Here is a 22,000-nt window from a genome sequence, read left to right on the forward strand (position 1 = left end):
GGGCCGAGGCAACCGGGTCCTACCTGCCGCCGAGGGCGGACCTGAGGGCGGACGCGCCGCCGACGATCGGAAGGTCGACCCTGGTCTGGCTGTGGTGCGTGTACAGGTTCAGCTTCGTGCCCGGCGGTGGCCGGAGGGTGAAGACCCGGTCGCTGGAGTACACGACGAGCCCGATCTGGCTACCTTCGCTGAACACGTAGTCGTGCGGCTGCAGGTCGAAGTCGTGCTCGAACGGGGCTCCCGGCTTGATGCCGTAGCTGCGATCCAGGCCGAACCGCTTCAACGGGTCCGACCAGCCCCGCGCGATGATCTTCGGGTTGCCCGACTTCGGGTACTCGACCAGCATCGCGCTGACGATCGCGGCCCGAGCGTCGATCGACATCCGGGTCGACAGGTGCACCGTCCCGCTGAGGTGGACGGGCTTGGTGAGCGGCGCGGTGCGGTAGGCGAGGCGGTTCGGCGACTGTTCCGCGCTGGCGAAGGTGGTCGCGTCGATCGTCATGTCGTCGGTGAAGCTCTCGGTGACCGGCTTGCCCTTGACGTTGCGGGTCAGCGAGAGCTTGCCAGTGGTGTTGTCGCCACTCGCGCCGAGGAAGAGCGGCGTGGAGGCCGAGCCGGGCGCGGGCCAGCTGTCGTACGGCGTCCAGGTGCCGTCTTCCCGCTCGACCACTGCCGCGGGCTCGTCCAGCACGTCGTTCTGTACCCCGTGCAGCCAGTACGTCCACCAGCGGTTGAGCAGGTCCAGCCAGGCTGCCCGGTTGTTCGAGAGCGCCCGGTCGCCGTGCCCGCCTTGGTGCAGCCACACCTGGTGCGGGATGTCGTTCTCCTCCAGCGCGTCGACGAGCTGGGCGGCGTTGCGGAGCTTCACGTTCTGGTCGTTCAGGCCGTGCTGCACCAGGACGCCGCCGGCGATCTTGCCGATGTTCGGCAGGTAGTTGCGCTCGTGCCACCACTCGTTGTACTCGCCGGTGAGCCGGTCCTGACCCCGCCGGACCTGCTCCTTGGTGTAGTCACACACCTCGGGGTACTTCCGGGAGAGGTTGGAGTTGTGGTTGGAGTTCTGGTCGCCCCCGACGTTGGTGTTGGTCGAGATCGGCGCGCCGTTCATCCGGCGGTAGTCGTAGTAGCTGGAGATCGCCGCGATGGGCACGATCGCCCGCAGCTCCTTCACACCGGTCGTGGCCACCCCGATCGGTAGGGTGCCGTCGTAGGAGGTGCCGATCATCCCGACCTTGCCGGTGGTCCAGTCGGCCTTCACCCGGTTGCCGTCGATGTCGTACGCGTCGGCCCGGCCGTTGAACCAGTCGATGACCGCCTTGAGCGAGTTGTGCTCGTCGGGACCGCCCCCGGTGGGGCATCCGGTCGAGCTGCCCGTACCGAGCATCTGGGCGTGGGCGAAGATGAAGCCGCGCTGCAGGAACTCGTTCTGGTACGTCCCGCCGTTGATCGTCTGGTGCGGCGGTTCGGTGCCGTCGTACGGCTTCTCCGGCCGCGGGAAGTACGGGAACGGGCCGGGATCCGGCGGCTTGGCGTAGCCCGGCCGCTTCGGCGCGTAGAGCGGGACCTCGACGTCGTTGTTCAGGAACTCCCCGCCTTCGCCCCAGTAGGGGCTGGCCTGCATGATGATCGGCAGCTGGACGCCCTGGTCGGTCGATGCCGGCCGCCGGATCTGCACCCGGATGCGGTCATCGGCGCCGTCCCGGTCGGTGTCCATGTCCTTGACCTCGACCCAGACGTTCTGGGTGATGATCTCTTCACCGGCGTAGACCGGCTGGGCTCGGCCGTTCTCGAACACCGGACGCTGTCCGGTCGGCTGCTGCGGGGCGCCGGCCGCCGGGGAGGCGAACCCGAGCGAGGCGACGAGCGCCAGCGCTGCGGTACCGGACAGCCAGTTCCGTGATCGTGATCGTCGCGGTCGATGGACGTGGAGATGCATGGTCACGAGCTCCTTCGGTGAGTAGGGCATGACGTGTCGGGACCGCCGGCTGGCCGGTGACGCGGGCGGGTTTCCGGCTGATGCGGCCAGTCGTCGAAGACCTCGGAGTCGGCGATGGCCGAGGTGCCCGCCACGAAGACGTTCGGTCGGCGACTTCGGGGAGCGTATGTTGTATACGAAGCTTCCTGCAAGACCTCCTTCGATCTCCACCGAAGGCGTCCTGCATCTGTCGAAATCTCGTCCGCGCAGGTCACGCGGCATGTACGACGGACGTCCGGCCGGCGCGCCCCACCCGCGTGGTGGTCGAGTGTGCACTCATGCCCAGGACCGCGAGCTCCGTCGCGTGATCTGCCCGAATCACCGCGGCCGGGAACCGGCCACTCCTGGACGAGCCGCAGGTCTGGTGTCGCGGTGCGGCGGAGGTTCGTCGACCGGGTGCGCTCGATCTGGATCGAAGGCCGTTGACATCGATCCTTGCCCCTGGCAACCTACTGTTAACAGTAGACGGTTAACGAAAACAGGCTTCCGCACCCCTTTGTGGAGCAGGCGTCCGCGCGTATCCGCGGGCGGCGAGCTGGTTGCGCCCCTCCCGGGATCGTCCGTGACCTGCCGATCGCCGTCCTCGACCGCAGGGGCGGCCCGCCGCGGAACCTGATCACTCGAATGGGGGCGCTTTGCACCCGAGCCGGCGCAGGAGACGGGTACGAACACGGGCGCCACCCCCGATGGTCACGGACCGCCCGCCGCCCGTATCTCCAGACTGGACCAGAGGAGAGATCGTGATCGCACACCTGACCGCGCTGCGCCGAGTGCTGGTTCCCGGCCTCGCCGCAGTGCTGGCGCTACCGGTAGCCGGAGTGGCACGCGCGGAGCCACCCGGGCACAGCGACGCGTTTCGCGCCTACGCCTGCCGCCAGGACATCCACCCGCAGGACCCGGACTACCCCGGCGTCCACGTCGCGTCGATCGAGAAGGCGCCGAACGGTGACCTCCTCTACGCCTTCTACGCCGGCACCCAGGAGAAGGCCGATGACGTGGCCACCTACATGAGTCGACTTCCGGTCGGATCCAGGACCTGGACCGAACCGCGAGTGATCTTCGACGAGCCGGACCAGCCGGACGGAAACGCGGTGCTCTGGGCCGACGACGACACCACCTACCTCTTCTTCTCCACCATTCGTGGAGACGGATGGACCGAGGCCGACCTGCGCCTCATCCGCTCGACGGACAACGGCCGTACGTGGAGCGACCCGGAACAGATCCGCGAGGAGTGGGGCTGGCTCTTCGGCACCCAACCGTTCCGCATGTCCAACGGAGAGGTCCTCGTCCCCATCTACAGCGAGACGCGGTGGGCGTCCGGCTGGTACATCCCGAGCGACAACTACTCCACCTGGGTGCCGTACCCGTCCGACAACGACGCGGACTGGCCCACCTCACCGAACGGCGCGATCCAGCCGGCCACCGTCGAACTCGAACCCGGGCACCTGCTGGCCTACCTTCGCACCCGCGACCAGGCCATCTACCGGACCGAGTCGTTCGACTACGGTCGCACCTGGACCACGGCGGAGTCGACGGGGCTGCCGAACAACAACGCCCGAGTGGCCCTGATCAAGCTCGCCGACGGCAATCTCGTGCTGGCTCACAACCCGATCACCTCGGGCCGGAACATCCTGCGGCTCTCCCTCTCCACCGATCAGGGCAAGACCTGGACGAGGCACGTCGACGTCGAGTCCGAGCCCGGTGCCGAGTTCTCGTACCCCTATCTGATGCAGACCGGCGACGGCATGATCCACCTGGCCTACACGCACCGGCGTGAGTCCATGCGGCACCTCGTCTTCAACGAGGCGTTCGTGCGGGCCGGCATCGACCTGCCCTCCAATGCGCGGCCTGTCCCCGTCGAGCTGCGGAACGGGAAGCTGAAGCAGCCCTCCGCGTGCCACTACGTGAACACCCGACGCTGACCGCCCCGAGGTGCGGACGCCACGACACGTTCCTGGCGTCCGCACCCCGCGTCCAAGGCGGGGCCTCACCGCTCTCTGCGGCGGCCTGGATCCGCAGGCTGCCTGGTCGGCCTGACGCCAACCTCTCGTTGCATGGCAGACTCAGCCGGCGGCCTTGGCGATGATGCGATCCATCTCCTCTCGACCGAAGGCCCGCAGGGTCGTGGTACGGACGTTGCCCGCCCCGCCCAGCTGCAGGAGCGCCGCACTGGCGGTCTCGTCGTCGGGCGCCTCGACGACGGCCACGAGGTCGTACGGACCGACGGTCCAGTAGATGTCCAGGAGATTCGCCCCGACCCTCTGCGTCGCTGCGGCGAACGCCTCGGCGCGCTTCGCGGTGTCCTTGTAACCTCGGATCCCCTGATCGGTCCAGTTCAGCAACGCGATATACGCCGGCACGGTCCTTCACCTCCAAGAAGAGCCTCATCGTAGGGTCAATTCCGGGCATAATGCCCGGAATCTGCATCACCTGCGGTCCGAGATTCTCGGGGCGGAGGCCGCCGCCGCCGGCGCGCATAAGGTCGGCTCGACACGGCGACCTTCGCGAGACCAGGAGGCAGGACATGGACCAGGGCGCCCGCGACGAGGTGCTCCGCCGACTGGCTGAGGCAGTCGGGTCCGTCACGGTCGCGCACCCGACGCGGGTTGCCATCGACGGACCGCCGGCCGCAGGCAAGACCACACTCGCCGACGAGTTGGCCGCCGTACTCCGCGCGCAGGGCCGCGACGTCATCCGCGCGACTATCGACGATTTCCTCTTCGCCCGGCCGCAGCGCTATCCGCGCGGCGAGTACTCGGCCGAAGGCTGCTACCACGACACCCACGACTACGACGCATTGAACCGGGTTCTGCTCGATCCGCTCGGCCCCGGCGGAGACCGGCGCTTCCAATCCGCGGTCTACGACCGCACAACGGATACTGTGCAATCGCCGCCGGTCACGACTGCTCCCGCCGACGCCGTGCTGGTCTTCGACGGCGTCTTCCTCATGCGCCCGGAACTGATTGATCGGTGGGATCTGCGCGTCTTCGTCTCCACCGCGCTCGAGAAGACCGTGGATCGTGCGGTGATCCGGGAGCGCCAGGTGTCATCCCGGGCCGAAGTCGAGCGGCGCTGGCGCGAACGGTACATCCCCTCCCAACAGTTCTACTTCGCTGCGGTCCGCCCGACCGATCACGTCGACGTCATCGTGCACAACGACGAGCCAGAGCAGCCGGTCTGGGAGGCCCGAACACACTGATCTGTGCGCAGTTCGGGCCTGCCCGGACCGGGGCTGACCGACGCAACGTGACCAGCGCCGAGGCCCGGCGAGCACCGTCGGGGACAGATGCTCGCCGGGCGTTCACCGTCGTCGCCGGTACCGGGCCGGCAGTGACACCCTCGTTCGCGCCCGGTCATGAGCGCCCGGGCGCGGACCGCCGCGTGATGCGGTTCGGGGCAAGGCCACCTTGCCCCTCTCCACGGCTCGGGTCCGCGGCGGCGGCTCACCGCAGGACGAACGCGTGGTCCCGCAGAGTTCCGCGGTTCAGCGGAGTGCCGATCTCGACGCCGCGAGCAGTCTCCCCGCGGCTGATGTCCGGATGCCTGAGCGACGAACCGTTCGGGCAGGGACGTGAGTAGTGGGTGGGGCACCGGGTCGTCGAAGATGACCGGAACCTGGACGGGCCAGGGGCTTCCGGGAGGAGACGGGGCGAGCAGGCCCCGGCACGAGTCCCACCGCAGGTCGAACCGATTGCGACGGGCGATCAGCGGGTCGAGCAGGGGAAGGCCCCTGCGCCGGAGGGACCAGGACAGAACGATATGAGGACGCGTAGACATGATCTCTCTGAAGATCTGACGAAGGGCATGGGAAATGAGCCGACGGTGAGTCGGCGACCGATGCGCGGAGAAGGTGTCAGGTCTACAGAGCAGGCGGCGTCACGCGGGGTGAAGTCCTCTCCTGAATGGGGCGGAGGAGAAATGTCCAGTCACACGCTAGAGCGGGGCGGGCTGGCAGGGCCACCCAATTCTGTCCGCTTCCTCCCGTCGCGGCCCATCGAGCCGGCGCTCGCAGATTGAGAACGCGCGGCGCAGCCGGCCTCGCCCCGGTAGACGCTCCGACCCTGGAGATCGGACCGGTACGCGCCAGGAGGTTCGTGTCCAGGCGAGGAAGGATCGCGTCAGCCGTGCAGCAGGTTCCGGGCGGCGGAGGCGATGTGGTCGGCGTCGATGCCCGCCCAGGCGAGCTGCTCCTTGCTCGACCCGGAGCCGGGCATGCCGCGTACGGCGAGATGGGCGAGGGACGGCGTGGCCCGCCCGCCGGCGACGAGGCTGTCCTTGACGGCCGAGCCGAGGCCGCCCTCGGCGCGGTGGTCCTCGGCGACCACGATCCGTCCGGTGGTGGCCGCGGCCTCGGCGATGGCCTCGTCGTCGATCGGTTTGATCGAGTAGCAGTCGATGACCGTGGCCCGGATCCCCTCACCGGCCAGGGCGTCGGCGGCCGCGAGACAGGCGTGCAGGGTGACGCCGGCGCCGATGAGCGTCACCTGGTCCTGGTCGGAGGAGCGCAGGGTCTTGGACCCGCCGATCGGGAAGCTCTCCCCCTCGGGGTAGAGCACCGGGTACTTGCCGCGGGTGGTGCGCAGGTAGCTGATGCCCGGAAGGACGGCCATGATCTGGGTGAGGGCCACCGTGCTGGTCGCGTCGCTGGGATAGAGCACCGTCGAGCCGTTGACCGCGCGCATCATGGCGAGATCTTCGAGACCCATCTGGGAGGGGCCGTCGGGGCCGATCTCGACGCCGGCGTGCGAACCGACCAGGCTCAGATCGACCCCGGAGACGGCGCCCATCCGGATGAAGTCGTACGCCCGGGTCAGGAACGCGGCGAAGGTGGACGCGAAGGGGTGGTAACCGCGGACCGCGAGCCCGGTCGCCGCGGCCACCATCTGCTGCTCGGCGATGAACATCTCGAAGTACCGCCCGGGATGGGCACGGGCGAACTCGAAGGCGTACGTCGAGTTGCTGACCTCGCCGTCGAGCGCGACGACGCGCGGGTTCTGGGCGCCGAGCACGACCAGGGCGTCGCCGTACGCCTTGCGGGTGGGCACCTTCTGGCCCAGGTCGTATCGGGCGGGCGTCGGCGGTTCGGTCGGTTGGGTCGTGACGGGGCGGGCCGCCGCGTCACTGGTGGGGCTGGAACCGTCGACGGCTGACGGTTCGGGCTGCGGGCCCCGCACCTTCAGATTGCGCTCGCCGCCGAGTTCGCGGACGGCCCGCTCCGCCATGTCCGGCGGGAACGGCTTGCCGTGCCAGTCGTTGCTGTCCTCCACCTCGGAGAAGCCGCGTCCCTTGACCGTTTTGGCCATGATCACGGTGGGCCGGTCGCCGCTCGGGTCCGCGGCGGTGGCCATCGCGTTGTCGATGGCGGCCAGGTCGTGGCCGTCGACGACGAGCACCCGGGCGCCGAACGCCTCGGCCCGGCGCGCGTACGCGTCGACGTCCCAGCCCAGGTCGGTGGGGCCGCGCTGGCCGAGCCGGTTGACGTCGACCATGGTCACCAGGTTGGCGAGCTGGTAGTAGGAGGCCTTGTCGAACGCCTCCCAGATGGAGCCCTCCGCCATCTCGCTGTCGCCGCAGAGCACCCACACCCGGTAGGGCTGCTTGTCGAGGTACTTCCCGGCGAGGGCGACGCCGACGCCGTCGGGCAGGCCCTGGCCGAGTGAGCCGGTGGCGACGTCGACCCAGGGCAGGGCGGGCGTGGGGTGGCCCTGCAGGCGTTGCCCGAGCCGGCGGTAGCCCTGCATCAGCTCGTCGTCGGAGATCACCCCGACCGCCTTGAACAGCGAGTACAGCAGTGGGGAGGCGTGACCCTTGGACAGGATGAGGTGGTCGTTCGCCGACGAGCGGGGGTCATCCCAGTCATAGCGCAGGTGCCGGGTCGCCAGTACGGCGAACAGGTCGGCCGCGGACATGCTGGAGGTCGGGTGCCCGGACCCGGCACTGGTGCTGGAGCGGATCGAATCCACTCGTAGCTGGGCGGCCACCTCGGCGGCGGTGTCGAGGCCGATGGTGGCGGTGGGCGCGGTGAGGGTCACGGTGCCTCCTGTTACTGCGCGAACCGGATGCTGCCGCCGCGCTTACCCCCGACGGCCTCGATCAGACGTAGTCCGGCCCGCCGTGCGCTGGTCGTCACGCTGCCGCCCTTCGGCACACCGCTTCGAACTACGCTGCCCATCGAAGAGCGCGGTCTCGTTACCTGGCCGACGGCATCGACTCGCGCTCCCGCCGCCGGCGTGCGGCGTGTTCGGCGCGGGCCGGCGCGCCCACCTGGTGCAGATACTGCAGGGCTTGGCGGTAGGAGGTGACGAGGCTGGTCTGCTCGTAGGCGACGCCGATCTCCGCGCAGTATGCCTGCACCATCGGCTGGGCCTTGCGCAGGTTGGGGGTCGGCATGCCAGGGAACAGGTGGTGTTCGATCTGGTAGTTCAGGCCGCCCAGCGCCGCGTCGGTCAGCCAGCCGCCGCGGACGTTGCGGGAGGTCAGCACCTGCTTGCGCAGGTAGTCCTCGTCGCCGGTCGGATGCGGCATGCCCTTGTGATTGGGTGCGAATGTCATGCCGAGGTAGACGCCGAACAGCGCCTGGTGAACGACCAGGAACGCGATCGCCTGCAGTGGCGAGAGCACAATCAGCAGTGCCGAGAGGTAGCCGACGGCGTGCAGGATCAGCAGGATGCTCTCCAGCCCGCGGCGCTTCACCGTGCCGTTGCGCAAGGACTTGATGCTCGACACCTTCAGGTCGATGGCGAGGAGGGTGAGCAGCGGGAAGAACAGCGCGGCCTGGTGCCGGGTGATGAAACCCTTCAGCCCGCGCCGGCCGATGGCCGACTCGGTGGCCCAGATGAGCACTTCGGGCGCGACATCAGGGTCGAGGTCGTCGTGATTGGGATTGTTGTGGTGACGGGTGTGCTTGTCCATCCACCAGCCGTAGCTCATCCCGACACCGAGGTTCCCGGCGAGCCGCCCGGCGATCTCGCTGGGACGTTTGGTGCGGAACACCTGGCGGTGTGCCAGGTCGTGCGCCACGAGCGCGACCTGGGTGAAGGTCACGGCGAGGAACGCGGCGGTCACCAGCTGCCACCAGGACGAGCCGATGACGACGAAAGCGGTCCAGCCGCCGAGCAACATGAGCGTGACCACGCTCAGCCGGGCGATGTAGTAGGCGGGCCGGCGCTGCATCAGCCCCGCGCCGCTGATCTGGCGGGACAGGACGGCGAAGTCACTGCCGGTCGTTGTCCGCGACGGCGCCATGGTGATCGTCATGGCTCGATCACACCGCCTGACGCGTCAATCGTCAGGAGCGCTACGCCCTCCGGCGAGGTGGTGCTGGCACCACCATCGAGCCGCGCCCCGACGGGCACAATATGACAGGTGAACATGGCCGGGGCTGGTGAACGGACGGGCCGATGGGTCCGGCGCGGTGTGCGCTCGGGGCTGGGCGGCCTGGCCGCGATCGGCCTGGCGCTCACCAACCTGCCGCTGCTCGCCGTGTCACTTGTCGCGTTGGCCCTGGCGCCGGTGCCGTTCCTCGGCCTCGCGCTGGTGCCGTGGACGATGACGCTGGTCCGGATGCGCGCCGATCTCGAGCGCAGAGGTGCCTCGCGGGCCGGTGTCCTGGTGACCCGTCCGTACCTTCCGCCCCCGGAACGAGCCATGGCCGGTGGCTGGCGGCGCTTCCGGTGGACGGTGACGGACCCGGCCACCTGGCGCGACCTTGCCTGGCTCGCGCCGGGCGCGATCGTCGGGTTCACCCTCGGGACGATCGGTGTGGTCGTGCCGTTGTATGGGCTCGTGGGTCTGACGCTGACCCCGTTGTGGATCTGGCACGGGGCCGGGTGGTACGGCTATGGCGCCATCTGGTCCATCGACACGGTCAGTGCCGGCTTGCTCTGCCTACCGCAAGGCGTCGTCATCCTCGCCGCCGGCCTGTGGGCGGCGCCGTGGCTGCGGCGCGTCGACGCCCACTTCGCCCGGCTCTTCCTCGCGCCCACCAGGGCCGCCGAACTCCGGCTGCGCGTCACGCAGCTGACGGTCACGCGCGCCGACACGGTGGACGCGCAAGCGGCCGAGTTGCGCCGCATCGAACGCGACCTGCACGACGGCGTCCAGGCCCGTCTGGTTGCGCTGAGCATGGTGATCGGCCTGGCCGACACACTCATCGACCGAAACCCGGCCGAGGCCCACAAGCTGCTCGCCGAGGCGCGTGAGTCCGGCGTCGCGGCGCTGGACGAGCTGAGGCACCTCGTCCGCGGCATTCACCCACCGGTGCTCGCCGAACGGGGACTCGGTGGCGCGGTCCGTGCGCTAGCGCTCAGCCTGCCGGTGCCGATCACGGTTGACATCGATCTGCCGGGGCGGCCGGACACACCCGTCGAGTCCGCGGCGTACTTCGCAGTCGCCGAGGCGCTGGCCAACATGATCCGGCACAGCCGCGCCCGCACCGGAGCGGTGTCGATCCACCATTCGAACGGTGCGTTGAGCATGGTGGTCACCGACGACGGCACGGGAGGCGCCGACCCCGCCGCCGGCACCGGTCTGCGCGGTGTCGAACGCCGCCTCGCCGCGTTCGATGGCACGATCGCACTGTCGAGCCCGCCCGGGGGACCCACCGTCATCACCATGGAGTTGCCGTGCGCGTTGTCATCGCCGAGGACCATGCCCTCCTCCGTGACGGGCTGACCCGGCTCCTGCAGGCCTTCGACTTCGACGTCGTCGCGGCCGTTGACAACGGCCCGGCTCTGCTGCCCGCCCTGATCACACACAGGCCCCAGGTGGCGGTCATCGACGTCCGCCTCCCCCCGACCTTCACCGACGAGGGCCTGCAGGCCGCGATCGCGGCCCGGACCCAGATGCCCGGCCTGCCGATCCTCATGCTTTCCCAGCACGTCGAGCCCCTGTACGCCCGCGAACTGCTCAGCACCCCGGACGGTGGTGTGGGCTACCTCCTCAAGGATCGTGTGTCCAACGTCGGCGAGTTCGTCGACGCCGTCCGCCGGGTCGCCGGCGGTGGCACCGCCATGGACCCCGAGGTGATCTCGCAGTTACTCGCCCGCCGGGAGCCGCTGGCGGTGCTCACCGCGCGGGAGCGTGAGGTGCTCGGCGAGATGGCTGAAGGTCGCTCCAACGCCGCGATCGCGGCCAAACTCCGCATCACTGAAAAGGCCGTGAGCAAGCACATCAACAACATTCTCACCAAGCTGGACATGCCGCCCTCCGACGATGACAACCGCCGCGTCCTCGCCGTTCTGGCATACCTCAACGTCTGAACGGGGGTGCGTTCACGGTGAGCGTCAGGAGGAGCTGACCCACTACAGAGGGCGAAAGGCCTGGCTGCGAGTTGCGGGCCCCGACGGGGATCTCAACCTGACCCGCCAGGGTGGGCGTAGCACTATGCCCGGACCCATTGGTTCACGAGGGAGACCACGGCAGGCTGTTGAGACTGCATGGTCTTCAGGTCCGGGAACGTCACGACACCGCGATCGGGTGCCAGCCAGGTGATCAGCCCAGTGGGATCTTGGAAGGTGAACTCGGCGACGTCCGATCGGACCTTCGCCCCTCGGTGGAAGATGAGTTGGACACGGTCACCGGGTCGAAGCCGGAAGGTCACTCGGTCGTCTCCACCGAATCGAAAACTCGGAGCGTTCCATTTCACGTGCTCCGAGATCTCGGTGTTCGACGCCAGGATTGCCGACCTGAGCTCCTCGACACCCGACTTCAGGGGGTGAGCGAGGGTCGCCATGAAGTCGTCGACTTCGCCAGACATGCTCGGCACCTGTCACTCTCCCTCGTGATGTCCTTGAGCCAGAGGGCAGTGTGCCATCAACGACTGACATCAGTTGCCGCCTACGTCCCCCACGCGGACCCGAGAGCTGGTTTGCGTATTAGCGCAGCCGCAGTCCCGCGATGAGGAGTGCGACCAGGCGACGCGCGTCGTAGCGGCTGTCGTTGCCCGCGCCGATACAGAGATTGCCGACACCACGCAGCAGTTCGTAGGCATCCAGGTCGCGAACGATCTCGCCGGCCGTGGCGGCCGTGTCGAGGAGCTGGGCGCAGACGGGGACGAGGCGGTCGAGGAAGTAGGGGTGCAGATTCTCGAAGGCGGCGTCGTCGGACTGCAACGCCTCGGCGAGGCCGTGCTTGGTGACCAGGAAGTCGACGAAGAGGTCGATCCAACGCGCCAGTGCGGTGTGCGGTGTGCTGCTCTCCGCCAGCAGCGTCGGGCCGGCCTCGGCGCACGCCTCGACCTGGTGCCGGTAGACGGCGACGATGAGGTCTGCCCGGGTCGGGAAGTGGCGGTAGATCGTCCCCACGCCGACGCCGGCCTTGGTGGCGATGTCGCGTACGGGCGCGTCGACACCGGAGGTGATGAACGCCGCGGCGGCCGCGTCCAGCAGGCGCTGCTGGTTGCGTCGGGCGTCGGCCCGCTTCTGCGGGGCCGGTTGCGCTGATCCGCTTTCGGTGTCGGTCACTGCGCCGTTACCTCCGTCACTCACCCTGGTTAAGCGGAACCATGTTCCGTATCGTCTTAACGGAACAGCGTTCCACTTGTTCATGATGTCACGAACCGGTGAGCCAAGACCAGGCGCACCACGAACTCGCTCCACCCTTCGGGAGGAACCCTCATGCAGTACCGCACCTTGGGCCGCACCGGCGTCCAGGTCAGCTCCCTCGTACTCGGCGCCATGAACTTCGGCAAGATCGGCAACACCACCCAGGAGGACGTCACCGCCATCGTCGGCGCCGCCCTCGACGCGGGGATCAACCTGATCGACACCGCCGACGTGTACAGCGGCGGCCAGTCCGAGGAGATGGTCGGCAAGGCCATCGCCGGCCACCGCGACGACCTTGTGCTCGCTACGAAGGCGAGCCTGCCGATGGGCGACGCCCGCAACAATCGGGGCGGTTCACGCCGCTGGTTGGTCACCGCGTTGGACGACAGCCTGCGCCGACTCGGCGTCGACCACGTCGATCTCTACCAGATGCACCGGTGGGACCCGAGCACCAGCGACGAGGAGACCCTCTCGGCGCTGACCGACCTGCAGCGGGCGGGAAAGATCCGCTACTTCGGCTCGTCGACCTTCCCCGCCCACCGCGTCGTGCAGGCGCAGTGGGCCGCCCGGGAGAACCAGCTGAGCCGGTACGTCACCGAACAGCCCAACTACTCGATCCTGCAGAGGGGGATCGAGACCCACGTGCTGCCCGTGACCCAGGAGTACGGCATGGGCGTGCTCGCCTGGAGCCCCCTGGCGTCGGGGTGGCTCTCCGGCGCGATCCGCGCCGGACGGGAGATCAGCACGAACCGCTCGGGCTTCATGCGGCAGCGCTTCGACCTCTCGGTCCCGGCCAACCGGGCGAAGCTCGACGCGGTCGAGCAGCTCGCCACGGTCGCCGACGAAGCCGGCCTCACCATGATCCAGCTCGCGCTCGGATTCGTCACCGCACATCCCGCCGTGACCAGCGCGATCATCGGCCCCCGCACGCTGGAGCACCTGCACTCCCAACTCGCCGCCGCGGACACCGTGCTCTCCGCCGACGTGCTCGACGCGATCGACGCGATCGTCGCTCCCGGCGTCGACCTTGCCGCCCATGAGAAGAACGACACGCCGCCCGCCCTGCTCGACGCGGCAAAGCGACGTCGATGACCTCTCCGTCGATGTCCGGGCGGTAGCTGCGCGCCGCGGCTGTCAACGAGGACCTGAAGGCCGCTCCGCGGGCCGTACTCGGCGCGTGTTCGTGCCGGTGATCACCGCGCCCGCCGCAGCGCACCCGGAGTTCGAACGTGGCCCCGAAGTCCACCTGTTCGGGGCCACGTATGCCTAACGTTCGGATTCGTTGAGCTCCAGGACGTCTCTCATCTCCTCGATCCCCCGCTCGACCCGGGCCCGCACCGCGTCGGCCATCGCGTGGGGGAGGACATCGGTCAGCCAGACGAGTCGACTGTGGTCGCCCTCGTCGAGCACCTGGAACGCCGCGTGGTGGTAGGTCAGCGGCAGTCGCTGCCCCTCGACCACCGCGTACGCCATTCTGCGGATGCGGTGGTCGACCGCCAGGATGAGTTCCCGGACCTGCGCCCCGTCCGGCATCGTGAGGATGCGGAGGTCACCCTCGATCCGGGCATCGGCCACCCGGCCGGGCAGCAGTCGCCGGTGGACCGCGCCGACGTCGGCGATGGCTTCCCATACGAGGTGCGCGGGCAGGTCGAGGGTGACTTCGACGGAGACCGTGGCCATGATCGATACTTCCCATCGCTAGGCGAGGTGGGCCGCCGGGGGCTACAGGTCTTCTTGGGGAGCGCCAGCAGGACCCACACAAGCCGGGACACGAACGTTGGATCGAGGCCAGACCCGCTCGGCCCCTGGATGAGAGTGGGTCAGCGGACGAATTGGACCTCCGGAAAGGTCGGGCTCGGGCCGTTGAGCAGGCGCTGCCGCCGGTGATGTAGGTGCTGCTCGAAGAAGGCGAGCGGGTAGGCCTGCTGGATGCGTACCGCCCGGAACGGGTCGAGGGTGCCGATCCAGCCAGCGAGGTCGTCGTCGCTCATCCCGATGATCGACGCCAGTTGCGGGACCAGCCATTGGCTGTCGCAGTACGCCCCGTGGGTCGCGCCGTCGACGTGCACCTGGCGCCGCCACCCCTGCAGGAGCGGCCAGAATTCCGCGACGCCGGACTCTTCGGCGCCGGGGGTGAAGACGGCGGTCATCAGCATGAAGGGCCGGTCGAGATCGGCGACGGGTGGTTGCGACAGCATCGGAGCGTCGAGGCTGAGTCCGGCGCGCACGCGCGGGTCGGCGTTCATGACGAGGGCGGTCGCGGTGCCGCCCTTCGACCAGCCGAACATGCCGATGCGGCGCGGGTCGATCGTGGCGCCCAGGCCGGCCGGCAGCGGACGGCACTGGGTGTCGGGGTTGCGGCCGGCGGCGAGGTCCTCGATGCGGTCGAGGACGAACTGGATGTCGTGGGCGTGGTCCCACGGGGTGATCGACACGTCACCGTCAGGGACCGTGGGGGCGCCGTCGGGGGACTCGCCGAACGAGCCGTGCGGGTGGTCGACCGTGACGGCCACGTAGCCGTGGCTGACGAGTTCCTGCACGACGATTGTGGTTTCGGAGCGGTGGCCGCCGGCGCCGTGGGAGAAGACGACCACGGGTCGCCGACCCGCTGCCTTGAGCACCGGAGCGCCTTCGTGGCCGGCGGTGAGGGGCGCCCCCACGACGTCGGCGTCGAACCCGTTGGCCGCGAGCAGCGCAGCCATCGGCGCGGCGGGCAGCCACGGCGCCACCGGATGACGCCGGGCGTCCCGGCCGGCGGGATACCAGACGCTGATCATGAGTTCGCGGTGGTGTCCCGGGCCGGCGATCGGGTCCGGGCGGGATCCGTCGACCAGGTGCAGTGGGACGGTGCCGACCCGGTGCGGCCCGGTGGGTGCGGGCAACGTGAGCCGTGCCGGACCGGAAGCGGCCTGCGCGGGGGCTGCCCACCGGGCGCCGAGCGGTATGGCGACACCTGTGGCGAGCGCGGTGGTGAGCAGGCGGCGGCGGGTCAGTTCGGTTGTCATCGGTCCTCCGGTCAGGTCGAGTCGGGTGGGCAGGTAGTTGATCTCGACGCGGCGGCCCTGTGCGGGATGCCGTAGTCGCGCCAATAGGTTTCCACAGCAAACCTGTTGGCGCTAGTGTCAAGTTGACGAAGCGTTGCCCGCCGGATCGCCGGAGACGCAGCGCGGCCACCTCGACGTGAATCCACTGGCTCCGCTGCCTCCTGCGGCCGCCAGAGGTGGACCGAGCCGCACTTGCCGGAACGGGCTAAACGGCTTGCACAGGCGTCGGTCCCAGGGCTTGACTGCTCGCCATGCCTTCGCCCTCACCGATCTTCGTCGCGGGTACGGGTCGTTCGGGAACGTCGCGGATCGCCGACATCATCGGTGAGCACCCGCTGATCCATCGGATTCCGATGGAGACCCGGTTCCTCGTCGACCCCGGTGGCCTGCGGGACCTGGCCGACGCGCTCACCAATCGGTACGACCCCACCGTCGGTGAGGACGCCTTGCACCGGCTGAGCGACTTCCTCACCGTCCGAGTGCCGGGCCGGCGCGACGATCGCGGCAAGACCGTTCCCGAGCTGGTCGGGGAGCGGCGCTACCGGGACGCGGTGCAGGGGCTCTGGCCGCAGCTGATCGCGTACAGCTTCGACGAACCCGCGCCCCCGGAAGGTTTCGGGAACGCCGACCGACCTGCCGGGCCGTTCGCGCCGCCGAGCCGCCGACGGGTGGTCCCGAGGTACTTCGGCGACCGGGGCGAACTGCTCGGGATTCTGCGGGGCCTGATCGACACCCTGTTCGGCGGGGCAGCCGCCGACGCGGGCAAGTCGACCTGGTGTGAGAAGACACCGTTCAACCTGCTGTGCATGGACTTCCTCTGGGAGTTGGTCCCCGAGGCGACCATCGTGCACATCAAGCGTCACCCGGTCTCAGTGCTCGCCTCCCACCTGGCCCAGCCCTGGGCGCCGCCCACCGTCGACGGGGCGCTCGCCTACCTCGTACCGATCTACCACCGGTGGCTCACCTGGAAGAACACCGCCGACCTGACGGGCGGGCGTTACATCGAGGTGAAAGCCGAGGACCTCGCGGCCGACTGGCCCGGGCAGCGCCGTGCCCTGTTCGAACGGCTCGGCGTCGACGACTTCGCTACTCGCTCGGCGTTCGAGGCGCACAAGCTGACGAACCGCAACGACCAGTTCGGCGAGGAGACCCGCGCGTTCGTCGAAGAAGCACTCGGCGAGGTCATCCCGGCCATGGGATACGAGTGACGCTCTCTGCTCGCCAGCGCGGGGCCGCTGCGTCGCGCACCGCGGCCCCGACGGGTCAGCGGCCTCCGACTCGCTGGAGCCGTTCGCCGCGCAGGCCGACGCAGTCGTGCTCCCAGAAGACGTCGGAGTAGACAAGGGTGCCGAGCATCCAGTCCTCGTACGCCGACAGCCGGGCGACCTGGTACGCGCCCGGCGGGTACCGCAGCGTCGGCGGCCGGAAGCCCAGCCGGTCGGCGTTGTCGAAACCCCGCTTGCTGTAGTAGCCGGGCGCCCCCTCCAGGAACACCAGCGGTACGCCCTGGGCGTCGGCGGCGGACAAGGCTTCGCTGATCAACGCGGTGCCGATGCCGGTGCGCTGGAACTCCGGCAGGACGCCCAGCGGCGACAGCGTGTACACGGCCACCAGCCGCTCCAGGGCGTCCAGGCGGCAACCGCTGAGCATCACGTGCCCGACGACCCGTTCGCCCTCGGCGTCGTCGACGGTGGCCACCAGTGACAGCGGCGGCAACGATGCGCGGGCGGTCCGGAGGTCGTCGACCAGGTCCGGCACCCGGTCCGGGTCGCCGAACGCGCGGGTGTGCACCTCTCGCACCGCCGCGTGGTCGTGTTCCTGCTCCAGTCGTATGTCGTGTCCCGTCACGGCGGAGAGGTTAGCCGTGTTGCCGCCGCGTGGTCGGGGATTTTTGTCCGACCTGGGGTCGTGGTGCTGGACCAGAGGGCGGCATCGGGACGGTGAATCGGCGGTTCAGTCGAGCCAGCAGATCACCGCGTCGCCGTCCTTGGCGGCTGCGCCGAAGAAGCTTCGGACGTCGGGCAGGTAGTGGGCCACCCGTTCCAGCTCGCCGGGTCGTTCCCACCCACCGGGGTAGACCTCGGCCCGGTTCAGCTCCTGCGGATCGACGCCGCGGATGAGGTCGTCCTCGGTGAGCCCGGCCAACTGCGCGGCCGCGGCCGCTACCTGGCCCGGCGTGAGGTAGGAGGGCGGGCCGTAGCCCCAGTCGTCCTCGAGGTTCTCCAGGAAGTCGAACATCTCCTCGCTGTCGGGTTCGACGTCCGGCAACTCCACGAAGCTCTCCGCGCCGAGGACCAGCGGAACGTCGAAGCCGAGCCGGTCGAGCAGGAAGTCGAGGCCGTTCCAGGCCTTGTCGGTGGCGGTCCAGCGTTCGGAGTTGTCATCCTGCGCCGCCGTGGCGATTCCGTGGGCCCAGTCGAGGTCGGTCCTGGCGCGTTCCAGCTCGTCGGGGGAAACGCGCAGCCAGTTGCCGTTCATGCTCACGGCGTCAGCCTAAATGCCGGCTACGACGCGCCCCGCAGCAGCCGGGGCGCCGAACTCGGCGACGAGGACGTGACCGACACCCCGCCTTCGGCATCGCCCACCTGCACGGCACCGCGCCAGCGGGGCGAGCATCACCCCGGTCACCGGTGACGCATTCACCGAGCGTCACCAGGCGCCCCCTAAGATCGTGATGTGTCGCTGGAGTACTAAGGTGCCGGGGATCGTCCTCAACGGACAAACGGGGGTGGCGTGATCGCCGAGCACGTGCGTGACCTCGCGGCAACTGCCGTGATCTTCGGTTTCTTCGCTTCGAGCTGGTTCGGGTGGGCGCAAGAGGCGCCGCCCCGCAGATGGCGGGGGTTCCTGGCGGCCGGCTCGATAACCAGCATTCTCACGGCGATCGCCGGTGGCCTGCTGACCTGGCGGCACTGGAACGACGGCACCGCCTTCGACGAGGACACCAGCCGCGCGTTCGGCATCGTGGTCGCCATCGAGTTCGGCGCCGCCGCCCTCGGATCCGTCCTGCTCGCCGTCCGCCGTCGGAGCGACCTGATCTCGGTGTGGATCGCCTTCGTCGTGGGCGTGCACCTCTTCCCGGTCGCCGCCCTGATCGGCTACCCGATGATCCACGTGGTCGCCGCGCTCATCACCGTCGCCTCGCTCGTCGCGATCCCGATCGCCCGTGCTCGCAAGCTCACGGTCAGTGCCGTCGTCGGCGCGCCCACCGGGCTGATCCTGCTCGCCGGGGCTCTCTTCTCCGTCATCTCCGCGGCCGTCACCGGCTCCTGAACCGGGCGTTCCTGCCATTTTGCGGGAACGCCGGTCGCGGGGCTACGTGGCCGGTGGTGACGGGCGCCGTCAATCGTTCTCGGGATGACACGGTGCCCGTCGCCGACGATTGGTGACCGACGTTCGGTCGATCACCATCCTCGCGTCCACTCGGCTGCCGAGGTTGCGGCGAACGCGGAGTGCGGCTAGGGCATCGTCTTGACGAGCTTCCCGTCGGCGTCGACGACGAACCACACGTTCTCGACACCCTGCCCGTCGACATCCCCCGGGCCGACGTCGCCGACGTAGTAGTAGAGCGGCCATTCGCCGTACGTGGCCTGGCTGGTCCCCTCCGCCCGGCTGGTCTGTGAGAGCAGCTCCGGGCTGGCGCCCGTTCCGGTCGTAGCGGGCACACGGCTGATCAGTGCCGGCCAGGTGGCGATGCACTCGTCGGTGCAGCTGCTCGCGCCGCCCTTGTCGTTGAGGAACGCGTACAGGGTTCGGCCGTCCTGGTCGGTGAGGATGGGCCCCAGGCTCGACTCCTCCACCTGGACGCGTACCGCGCTCTGATCCCCGACGCTCCCGCCTCCCACGGTGACGGGCGCGCCCTGGTCGGCGGGTCCGGACGTGCTGCCGCACGCGGCGGTGGTGGCGATCAGAGCCACTCCGAAGATGATCATCGGAGTACGCACGGGAGTCTCCTTCGAGCCGTCGACGTATGGAGTCGCCGTCTACACGAGTGAACGCGTCTCGCGGTTCACCTCCGTCACGCAAAAGCTGAAATGAACCGAACACCTCGTCGGCTCGTGTCCGCGATGCGTCGTGCCACGCAGACCCCGCACGGCACGTACTCCTCGAAAGGACACGCCCCATGCGAGCTCCGCTTCTCGTCGTGTCGAGCCTGGCGCTCGGTCTGTCTCTCGCCGCGGCTGCGGGAAGTCAGGCGACGGCGGCCACGCCATCGGCCGGCCCGCACGCGAGCACCACGACGCCGCCGATGGACCACGACATGGCCGACATGGGGCACGGTGCGCCGGATGCCACGGCGGACAGGTCAGCCGCCCTTCAGCGAGCCGAGCTCAAGCCGCTCTACTTCGGGGCGGACATGAACGGCCTCAACCTGGTGCAGGCGCCGGGCCAGCCGGCGGTAGCGGGGCGGATCCTCGGTGACCGCGACGGCCGCGCCACCGGCCTCGTCCGGGTGCAGGGCGACCGGATCACATTCGCCCTCTCCTGGGAGAAGATCAGCGCCCCGACGGTGGGTCACATCCACGAGGGCGACGACAAGGTCAACGGCCCGGTCAAAGTGTCACTGTTCGCCACCCCGATGCCCGCCACGGCGACGGCGGCCTCCGGCGTCGTGACCGTCGACGATCCGGCCACCGCCGACGCGATCCGCGCCGACCCGGAGCACTTCTACCTCAACCTGCACACCGAGGAATTCCCCGCCGGCGCGGTACGCGGCCAACTGAGCGAACTCAATCGGCCCGCCGACCTGCTCGGTCTGCTGAAGAACGGCGCAGTGGAGCAGGCGTTCCTCTCCGGCGACCAGGAGGTTGCGGTGCCCGACGGGCCCGCCGGCGGTGACCCGACCGGACGGGCGGTCGCCTTCGTCAAGGCCCGCAACACCCGGATCGACTACTCGTTCGCCTGGACGGGCATCAAGCCGACCCTCGGCCACCTTCACAAGGGACGATTCGGCGCCAACGGTCCGGTGGCTGTCCCGCTGTTCGCCACCGCCGTCCCCTCGACGATCGTGGCCATCTCCGGTACCGCCACCGGCCTCGACTCCGCGCTCGTCGAGGAGATCGCCGAGCACCCGTCGGACTACTACGCCAACCTGCACACCGCCGAATTCCCCGACGGCGCCGTACGCGGCCAGCTCTTCAAGCAACGCTGACCGCTACCGGCGGCATCAGGACCGGGCGGGGCCGCGGACACCACTGCGGGCCCGCCCGCTTGTCTGGAGCGCAGCGCGGCAACAGCCGGGACGGACGGCATCGACAGTGCGGGCCGGTAGGCACCGGTCGTCCACCTTGTCGCGTCGTGGTGTGAGCACGCTCGTCCGGTGAAGCTGTGCGTCTTCCGGAGCACCGCTCGTCGGCACCTCGTAGGTCGCCAGCCGTTCCAGCCAGTCATGGGCCAGGTGGCCCCGGTCCGGATCGCCGACCAGGACCCGAGTGCCGCTCGCGGAGACGCGGGCGAGGAACGGCAGCATCCGGGCCGCCACAGCCGGGTGATAGAGCGCATCACCGGCCAACACCACATCCACGCCGTCGGCGTCGCCGTCGAGCAGGTCATTCGACGACAGAATCAACTCGACGTCGTTGGCGTGGGCGTTGGTGTTGATTGCCGCGATCGCGTAGGGGTCGATGTCGTTGGCGGTGACCTTGGCGGCGCCGGCGATCGCCGCGGCGATCGCGACGAGTCCGGAGCCGGATGCGACGTCGAGGACGCGGCAACCGGCCACGGTGTCCGGGTGATCGAGGATGTAACGCGCGAGCCCCTGCCCGCCGCTCCAAGCTGACGCCCAGTACGGCGGCGGGAGGACGTGCCCCGCCTCGGCTTCGAGTCGTGCCCAGAGGACGATTGCGTCCTGGGCCGTGACCATTCGCACCTCCGGCACCAGCGGCACTTGGGCCAGCCACAGCCGGTCGATGCTGCCGGTACCGGCCGCGGGTTCGGGGGCGGAGAGCGCTTGCACCAGCAGGGGTTCGAGGCCGGGAAGGGCCGGGATGTCGGAACGGAGCGGCGATCGTTGGTCCGTGGTCTCAGCCACCGCCGTGGCGACGGTTGAGGCCTCGTCGCCACGGCTCGGCGGAGTCAACGTCAGACCAGGCGGATGTTCGCGGCCTGAAGGCCCTTCTGGCCCTGCTCGACGTCGAACTCGACCCGCTGGTTCTCTTCCAGGCTGCGGAACCCGCTCGATGAGATGGCCGAGTAGTGGGCGAAGACGTCAGCGCCGCCACCATCCTGCGCGATGAAGCCGAATCCCTTGTCCGCGTTGAACCACTTGACTGTGCCGAGTGCCATGTCTTCTCCTTGAGTAACGGTTGGAGCCACGTATTTTCCTCGGTTGCCACCGCTGCTGGTCCGAAAGAACCGGCAGAACAAAAAGCGCCTGGCGGGTTGAATACCCACCAGGCGCTGGCAAAGTATGCGACAAACCGAAGATTGCAACCCGC

At 69.2% G+C, this 22,000-nt stretch carries 20 protein-coding genes and 1 pseudogene; 8 read left to right on the plus strand and 13 right to left on the minus strand.

What is annotated here, in order from left to right; genetic code table 11:
• Window positions 1–19 precede the first annotated feature (19 nt).
• Window positions 20–1,936, minus strand: a complete 1,917-nt coding sequence (locus tag D7044_RS30335; protein ID WP_233565182.1) for a Xaa-Pro dipeptidyl-peptidase — start codon at window positions 1,934–1,936, stop codon at window positions 20–22.
• A gap of 779 nt (window positions 1,937–2,715) precedes the next feature.
• Here D7044_RS30335 and D7044_RS30340 point away from each other — a divergent pair.
• Window positions 2,716–3,897 (plus strand): sialidase family protein, encoded by a 1,182-nt coding sequence (locus D7044_RS30340; protein ID WP_158609376.1) that lies wholly within the window; start codon window positions 2,716–2,718, stop codon window positions 3,895–3,897.
• A gap of 141 nt (window positions 3,898–4,038) precedes the next feature.
• On the opposite strand, the gene D7044_RS30345 is transcribed toward D7044_RS30340, so the two are convergent.
• Entirely contained in the window at window positions 4,039–4,335 is a 297-nt protein-coding gene (locus D7044_RS30345) for a GYD domain-containing protein (protein ID WP_120680933.1), read from the minus strand.
• A gap of 164 nt (window positions 4,336–4,499) precedes the next feature.
• Here D7044_RS30345 and D7044_RS30350 point away from each other — a divergent pair, with 164 nt between their 5' ends.
• Entirely contained in the window at window positions 4,500–5,174 is a 675-nt protein-coding gene (locus D7044_RS30350) for a cytidylate kinase family protein (protein ID WP_120690936.1), read from the plus strand.
• A gap of 919 nt (window positions 5,175–6,093) precedes the next feature.
• Here the strand turns inward: D7044_RS30350 and D7044_RS30355 are convergent.
• Complete coding sequence (locus D7044_RS30355) at window positions 6,094–8,007, minus strand: transketolase (protein WP_120680936.1); 1,914 nt, start codon at window positions 8,005–8,007, stop codon at window positions 6,094–6,096.
• Between the two features lie 157 nt (window positions 8,008–8,164).
• Window positions 8,165–9,220, minus strand: coding sequence for a fatty acid desaturase family protein (locus tag D7044_RS30360; protein WP_233565176.1), 1,056 nt, complete (start codon window positions 9,218–9,220; stop codon window positions 8,165–8,167).
• Window positions 9,221–9,346: 126 nt separating this feature from the next.
• On the opposite strand from D7044_RS30360, the gene D7044_RS30365 reads away from it, so the two are divergent.
• Together D7044_RS30365 and D7044_RS30370 are read left to right on the plus strand one after the other, a co-directional pair.
• Window positions 9,347–10,648: a sensor histidine kinase gene (locus D7044_RS30365; RefSeq protein ID WP_120690973.1), complete on the plus strand. Its 1,302-nt coding sequence runs from the start codon at window positions 9,347–9,349 to the stop codon at window positions 10,646–10,648.
• Window positions 10,600–11,235, plus strand: a complete 636-nt coding sequence (locus D7044_RS30370) for a LuxR C-terminal-related transcriptional regulator (protein ID WP_120681133.1) — start codon at window positions 10,600–10,602, stop codon at window positions 11,233–11,235. The genes D7044_RS30365 and D7044_RS30370 overlap by 49 nt, the downstream gene beginning before the upstream one ends.
• Window positions 11,236–11,357: 122 nt before the next feature.
• Here D7044_RS30370 and D7044_RS30375 read toward each other — a convergent pair whose 3' ends face one another.
• Entirely contained in the window at window positions 11,358–11,732 is a 375-nt protein-coding gene (locus tag D7044_RS30375; protein ID WP_233565177.1) for a DUF1801 domain-containing protein, read from the minus strand.
• A gap of 118 nt (window positions 11,733–11,850) precedes the next feature.
• Entirely contained in the window at window positions 11,851–12,438 is a 588-nt protein-coding gene (locus tag D7044_RS30380) for a TetR/AcrR family transcriptional regulator (RefSeq protein ID WP_199716827.1), read from the minus strand.
• A 153-nt stretch (window positions 12,439–12,591) separates the two neighbouring features.
• On the opposite strand from D7044_RS30380, the gene D7044_RS30385 reads away from it, so the two are divergent.
• Window positions 12,592–13,611, plus strand: a complete 1,020-nt coding sequence (locus tag D7044_RS30385; RefSeq protein WP_120690940.1) for an aldo/keto reductase — start codon at window positions 12,592–12,594, stop codon at window positions 13,609–13,611.
• Between the two features lie 174 nt (window positions 13,612–13,785).
• Here D7044_RS30385 and D7044_RS30390 read toward each other — a convergent pair whose 3' ends face one another.
• Together D7044_RS30390 and D7044_RS30395 are read right to left on the minus strand one after the other, a co-directional pair.
• Window positions 13,786–14,199, minus strand: coding sequence for an SRPBCC family protein (locus D7044_RS30390; RefSeq protein ID WP_120680946.1), 414 nt, complete (start codon window positions 14,197–14,199; stop codon window positions 13,786–13,788).
• Window positions 14,200–14,339: 140 nt separating this feature from the next.
• Window positions 14,340–15,524 carry an alpha/beta hydrolase family protein gene (locus D7044_RS30395; protein ID WP_120681137.1) on the minus strand — a complete coding sequence of 395 codons (1,185 nt, stop codon included), beginning with the start codon at window positions 15,522–15,524 and terminating at the stop codon, window positions 14,340–14,342.
• Between the two features lie 290 nt (window positions 15,525–15,814).
• On the opposite strand from D7044_RS30395, the gene D7044_RS30400 reads away from it, so the two are divergent.
• Window positions 15,815–16,771, plus strand: coding sequence for a sulfotransferase family protein (locus D7044_RS30400; protein WP_233563330.1), 957 nt, complete (start codon window positions 15,815–15,817; stop codon window positions 16,769–16,771).
• A gap of 55 nt (window positions 16,772–16,826) precedes the next feature.
• Here the strand turns inward: D7044_RS30400 and D7044_RS30405 are convergent, their stop codons facing one another.
• Both D7044_RS30405 and D7044_RS30410 read right to left on the minus strand, forming a co-directional pair.
• On the minus strand, window positions 16,827–17,411 hold the full coding sequence (locus D7044_RS30405; protein ID WP_233563332.1) for a GNAT family N-acetyltransferase: 585 nt from the start codon (window positions 17,409–17,411) through the stop codon (window positions 16,827–16,829).
• Window positions 17,412–17,516: 105 nt separating this feature from the next.
• Window positions 17,517–18,041, minus strand: a complete 525-nt coding sequence (locus D7044_RS30410; protein ID WP_120680949.1) for a DUF1877 family protein — start codon at window positions 18,039–18,041, stop codon at window positions 17,517–17,519.
• A 255-nt stretch (window positions 18,042–18,296) separates the two neighbouring features.
• Between D7044_RS30410 and D7044_RS30415 the strand changes: the two genes are divergently transcribed.
• The gene (locus D7044_RS30415) at window positions 18,297–18,836 is read left to right on the plus strand and encodes a hypothetical protein (RefSeq protein WP_120680951.1); all 540 of its coding nucleotides are present in this window, start codon (window positions 18,297–18,299) and stop codon (window positions 18,834–18,836) included.
• Between the two features lie 185 nt (window positions 18,837–19,021).
• Here D7044_RS30415 and D7044_RS30420 read toward each other — a convergent pair whose 3' ends face one another.
• Window positions 19,022–19,507 (minus strand): COG4315 family predicted lipoprotein, encoded by a 486-nt coding sequence (locus D7044_RS30420; protein WP_147434745.1) that lies wholly within the window; start codon window positions 19,505–19,507, stop codon window positions 19,022–19,024.
• 179 nt (window positions 19,508–19,686) lie between these two features.
• Between D7044_RS30420 and D7044_RS30425 the strand changes: the two genes are divergently transcribed.
• Window positions 19,687–20,715, plus strand: coding sequence for a CHRD domain-containing protein (locus tag D7044_RS30425; RefSeq protein ID WP_120680955.1), 1,029 nt, complete (start codon window positions 19,687–19,689; stop codon window positions 20,713–20,715).
• Between the two features lie 147 nt (window positions 20,716–20,862).
• On the opposite strand, the pseudogene D7044_RS33480 reads toward D7044_RS30425, so the two are convergent.
• Window positions 20,863–21,426, minus strand: a pseudogene (locus tag D7044_RS33480) (class I SAM-dependent methyltransferase); the annotation flags it as partial.
• A 218-nt stretch (window positions 21,427–21,644) separates the two neighbouring features.
• Window positions 21,645–21,848, minus strand: a complete 204-nt coding sequence (locus tag D7044_RS30435) for a cold-shock protein (protein WP_120680957.1) — start codon at window positions 21,846–21,848, stop codon at window positions 21,645–21,647.
• Window positions 21,849–22,000 lie beyond the last annotated feature (152 nt).

Source organism: Micromonospora musae (genome assembly GCF_003626635.1).
In the GTDB taxonomy this organism is placed as follows: Bacteria; Actinomycetota; Actinomycetes; order Mycobacteriales; family Micromonosporaceae; genus Micromonospora; species Micromonospora musae.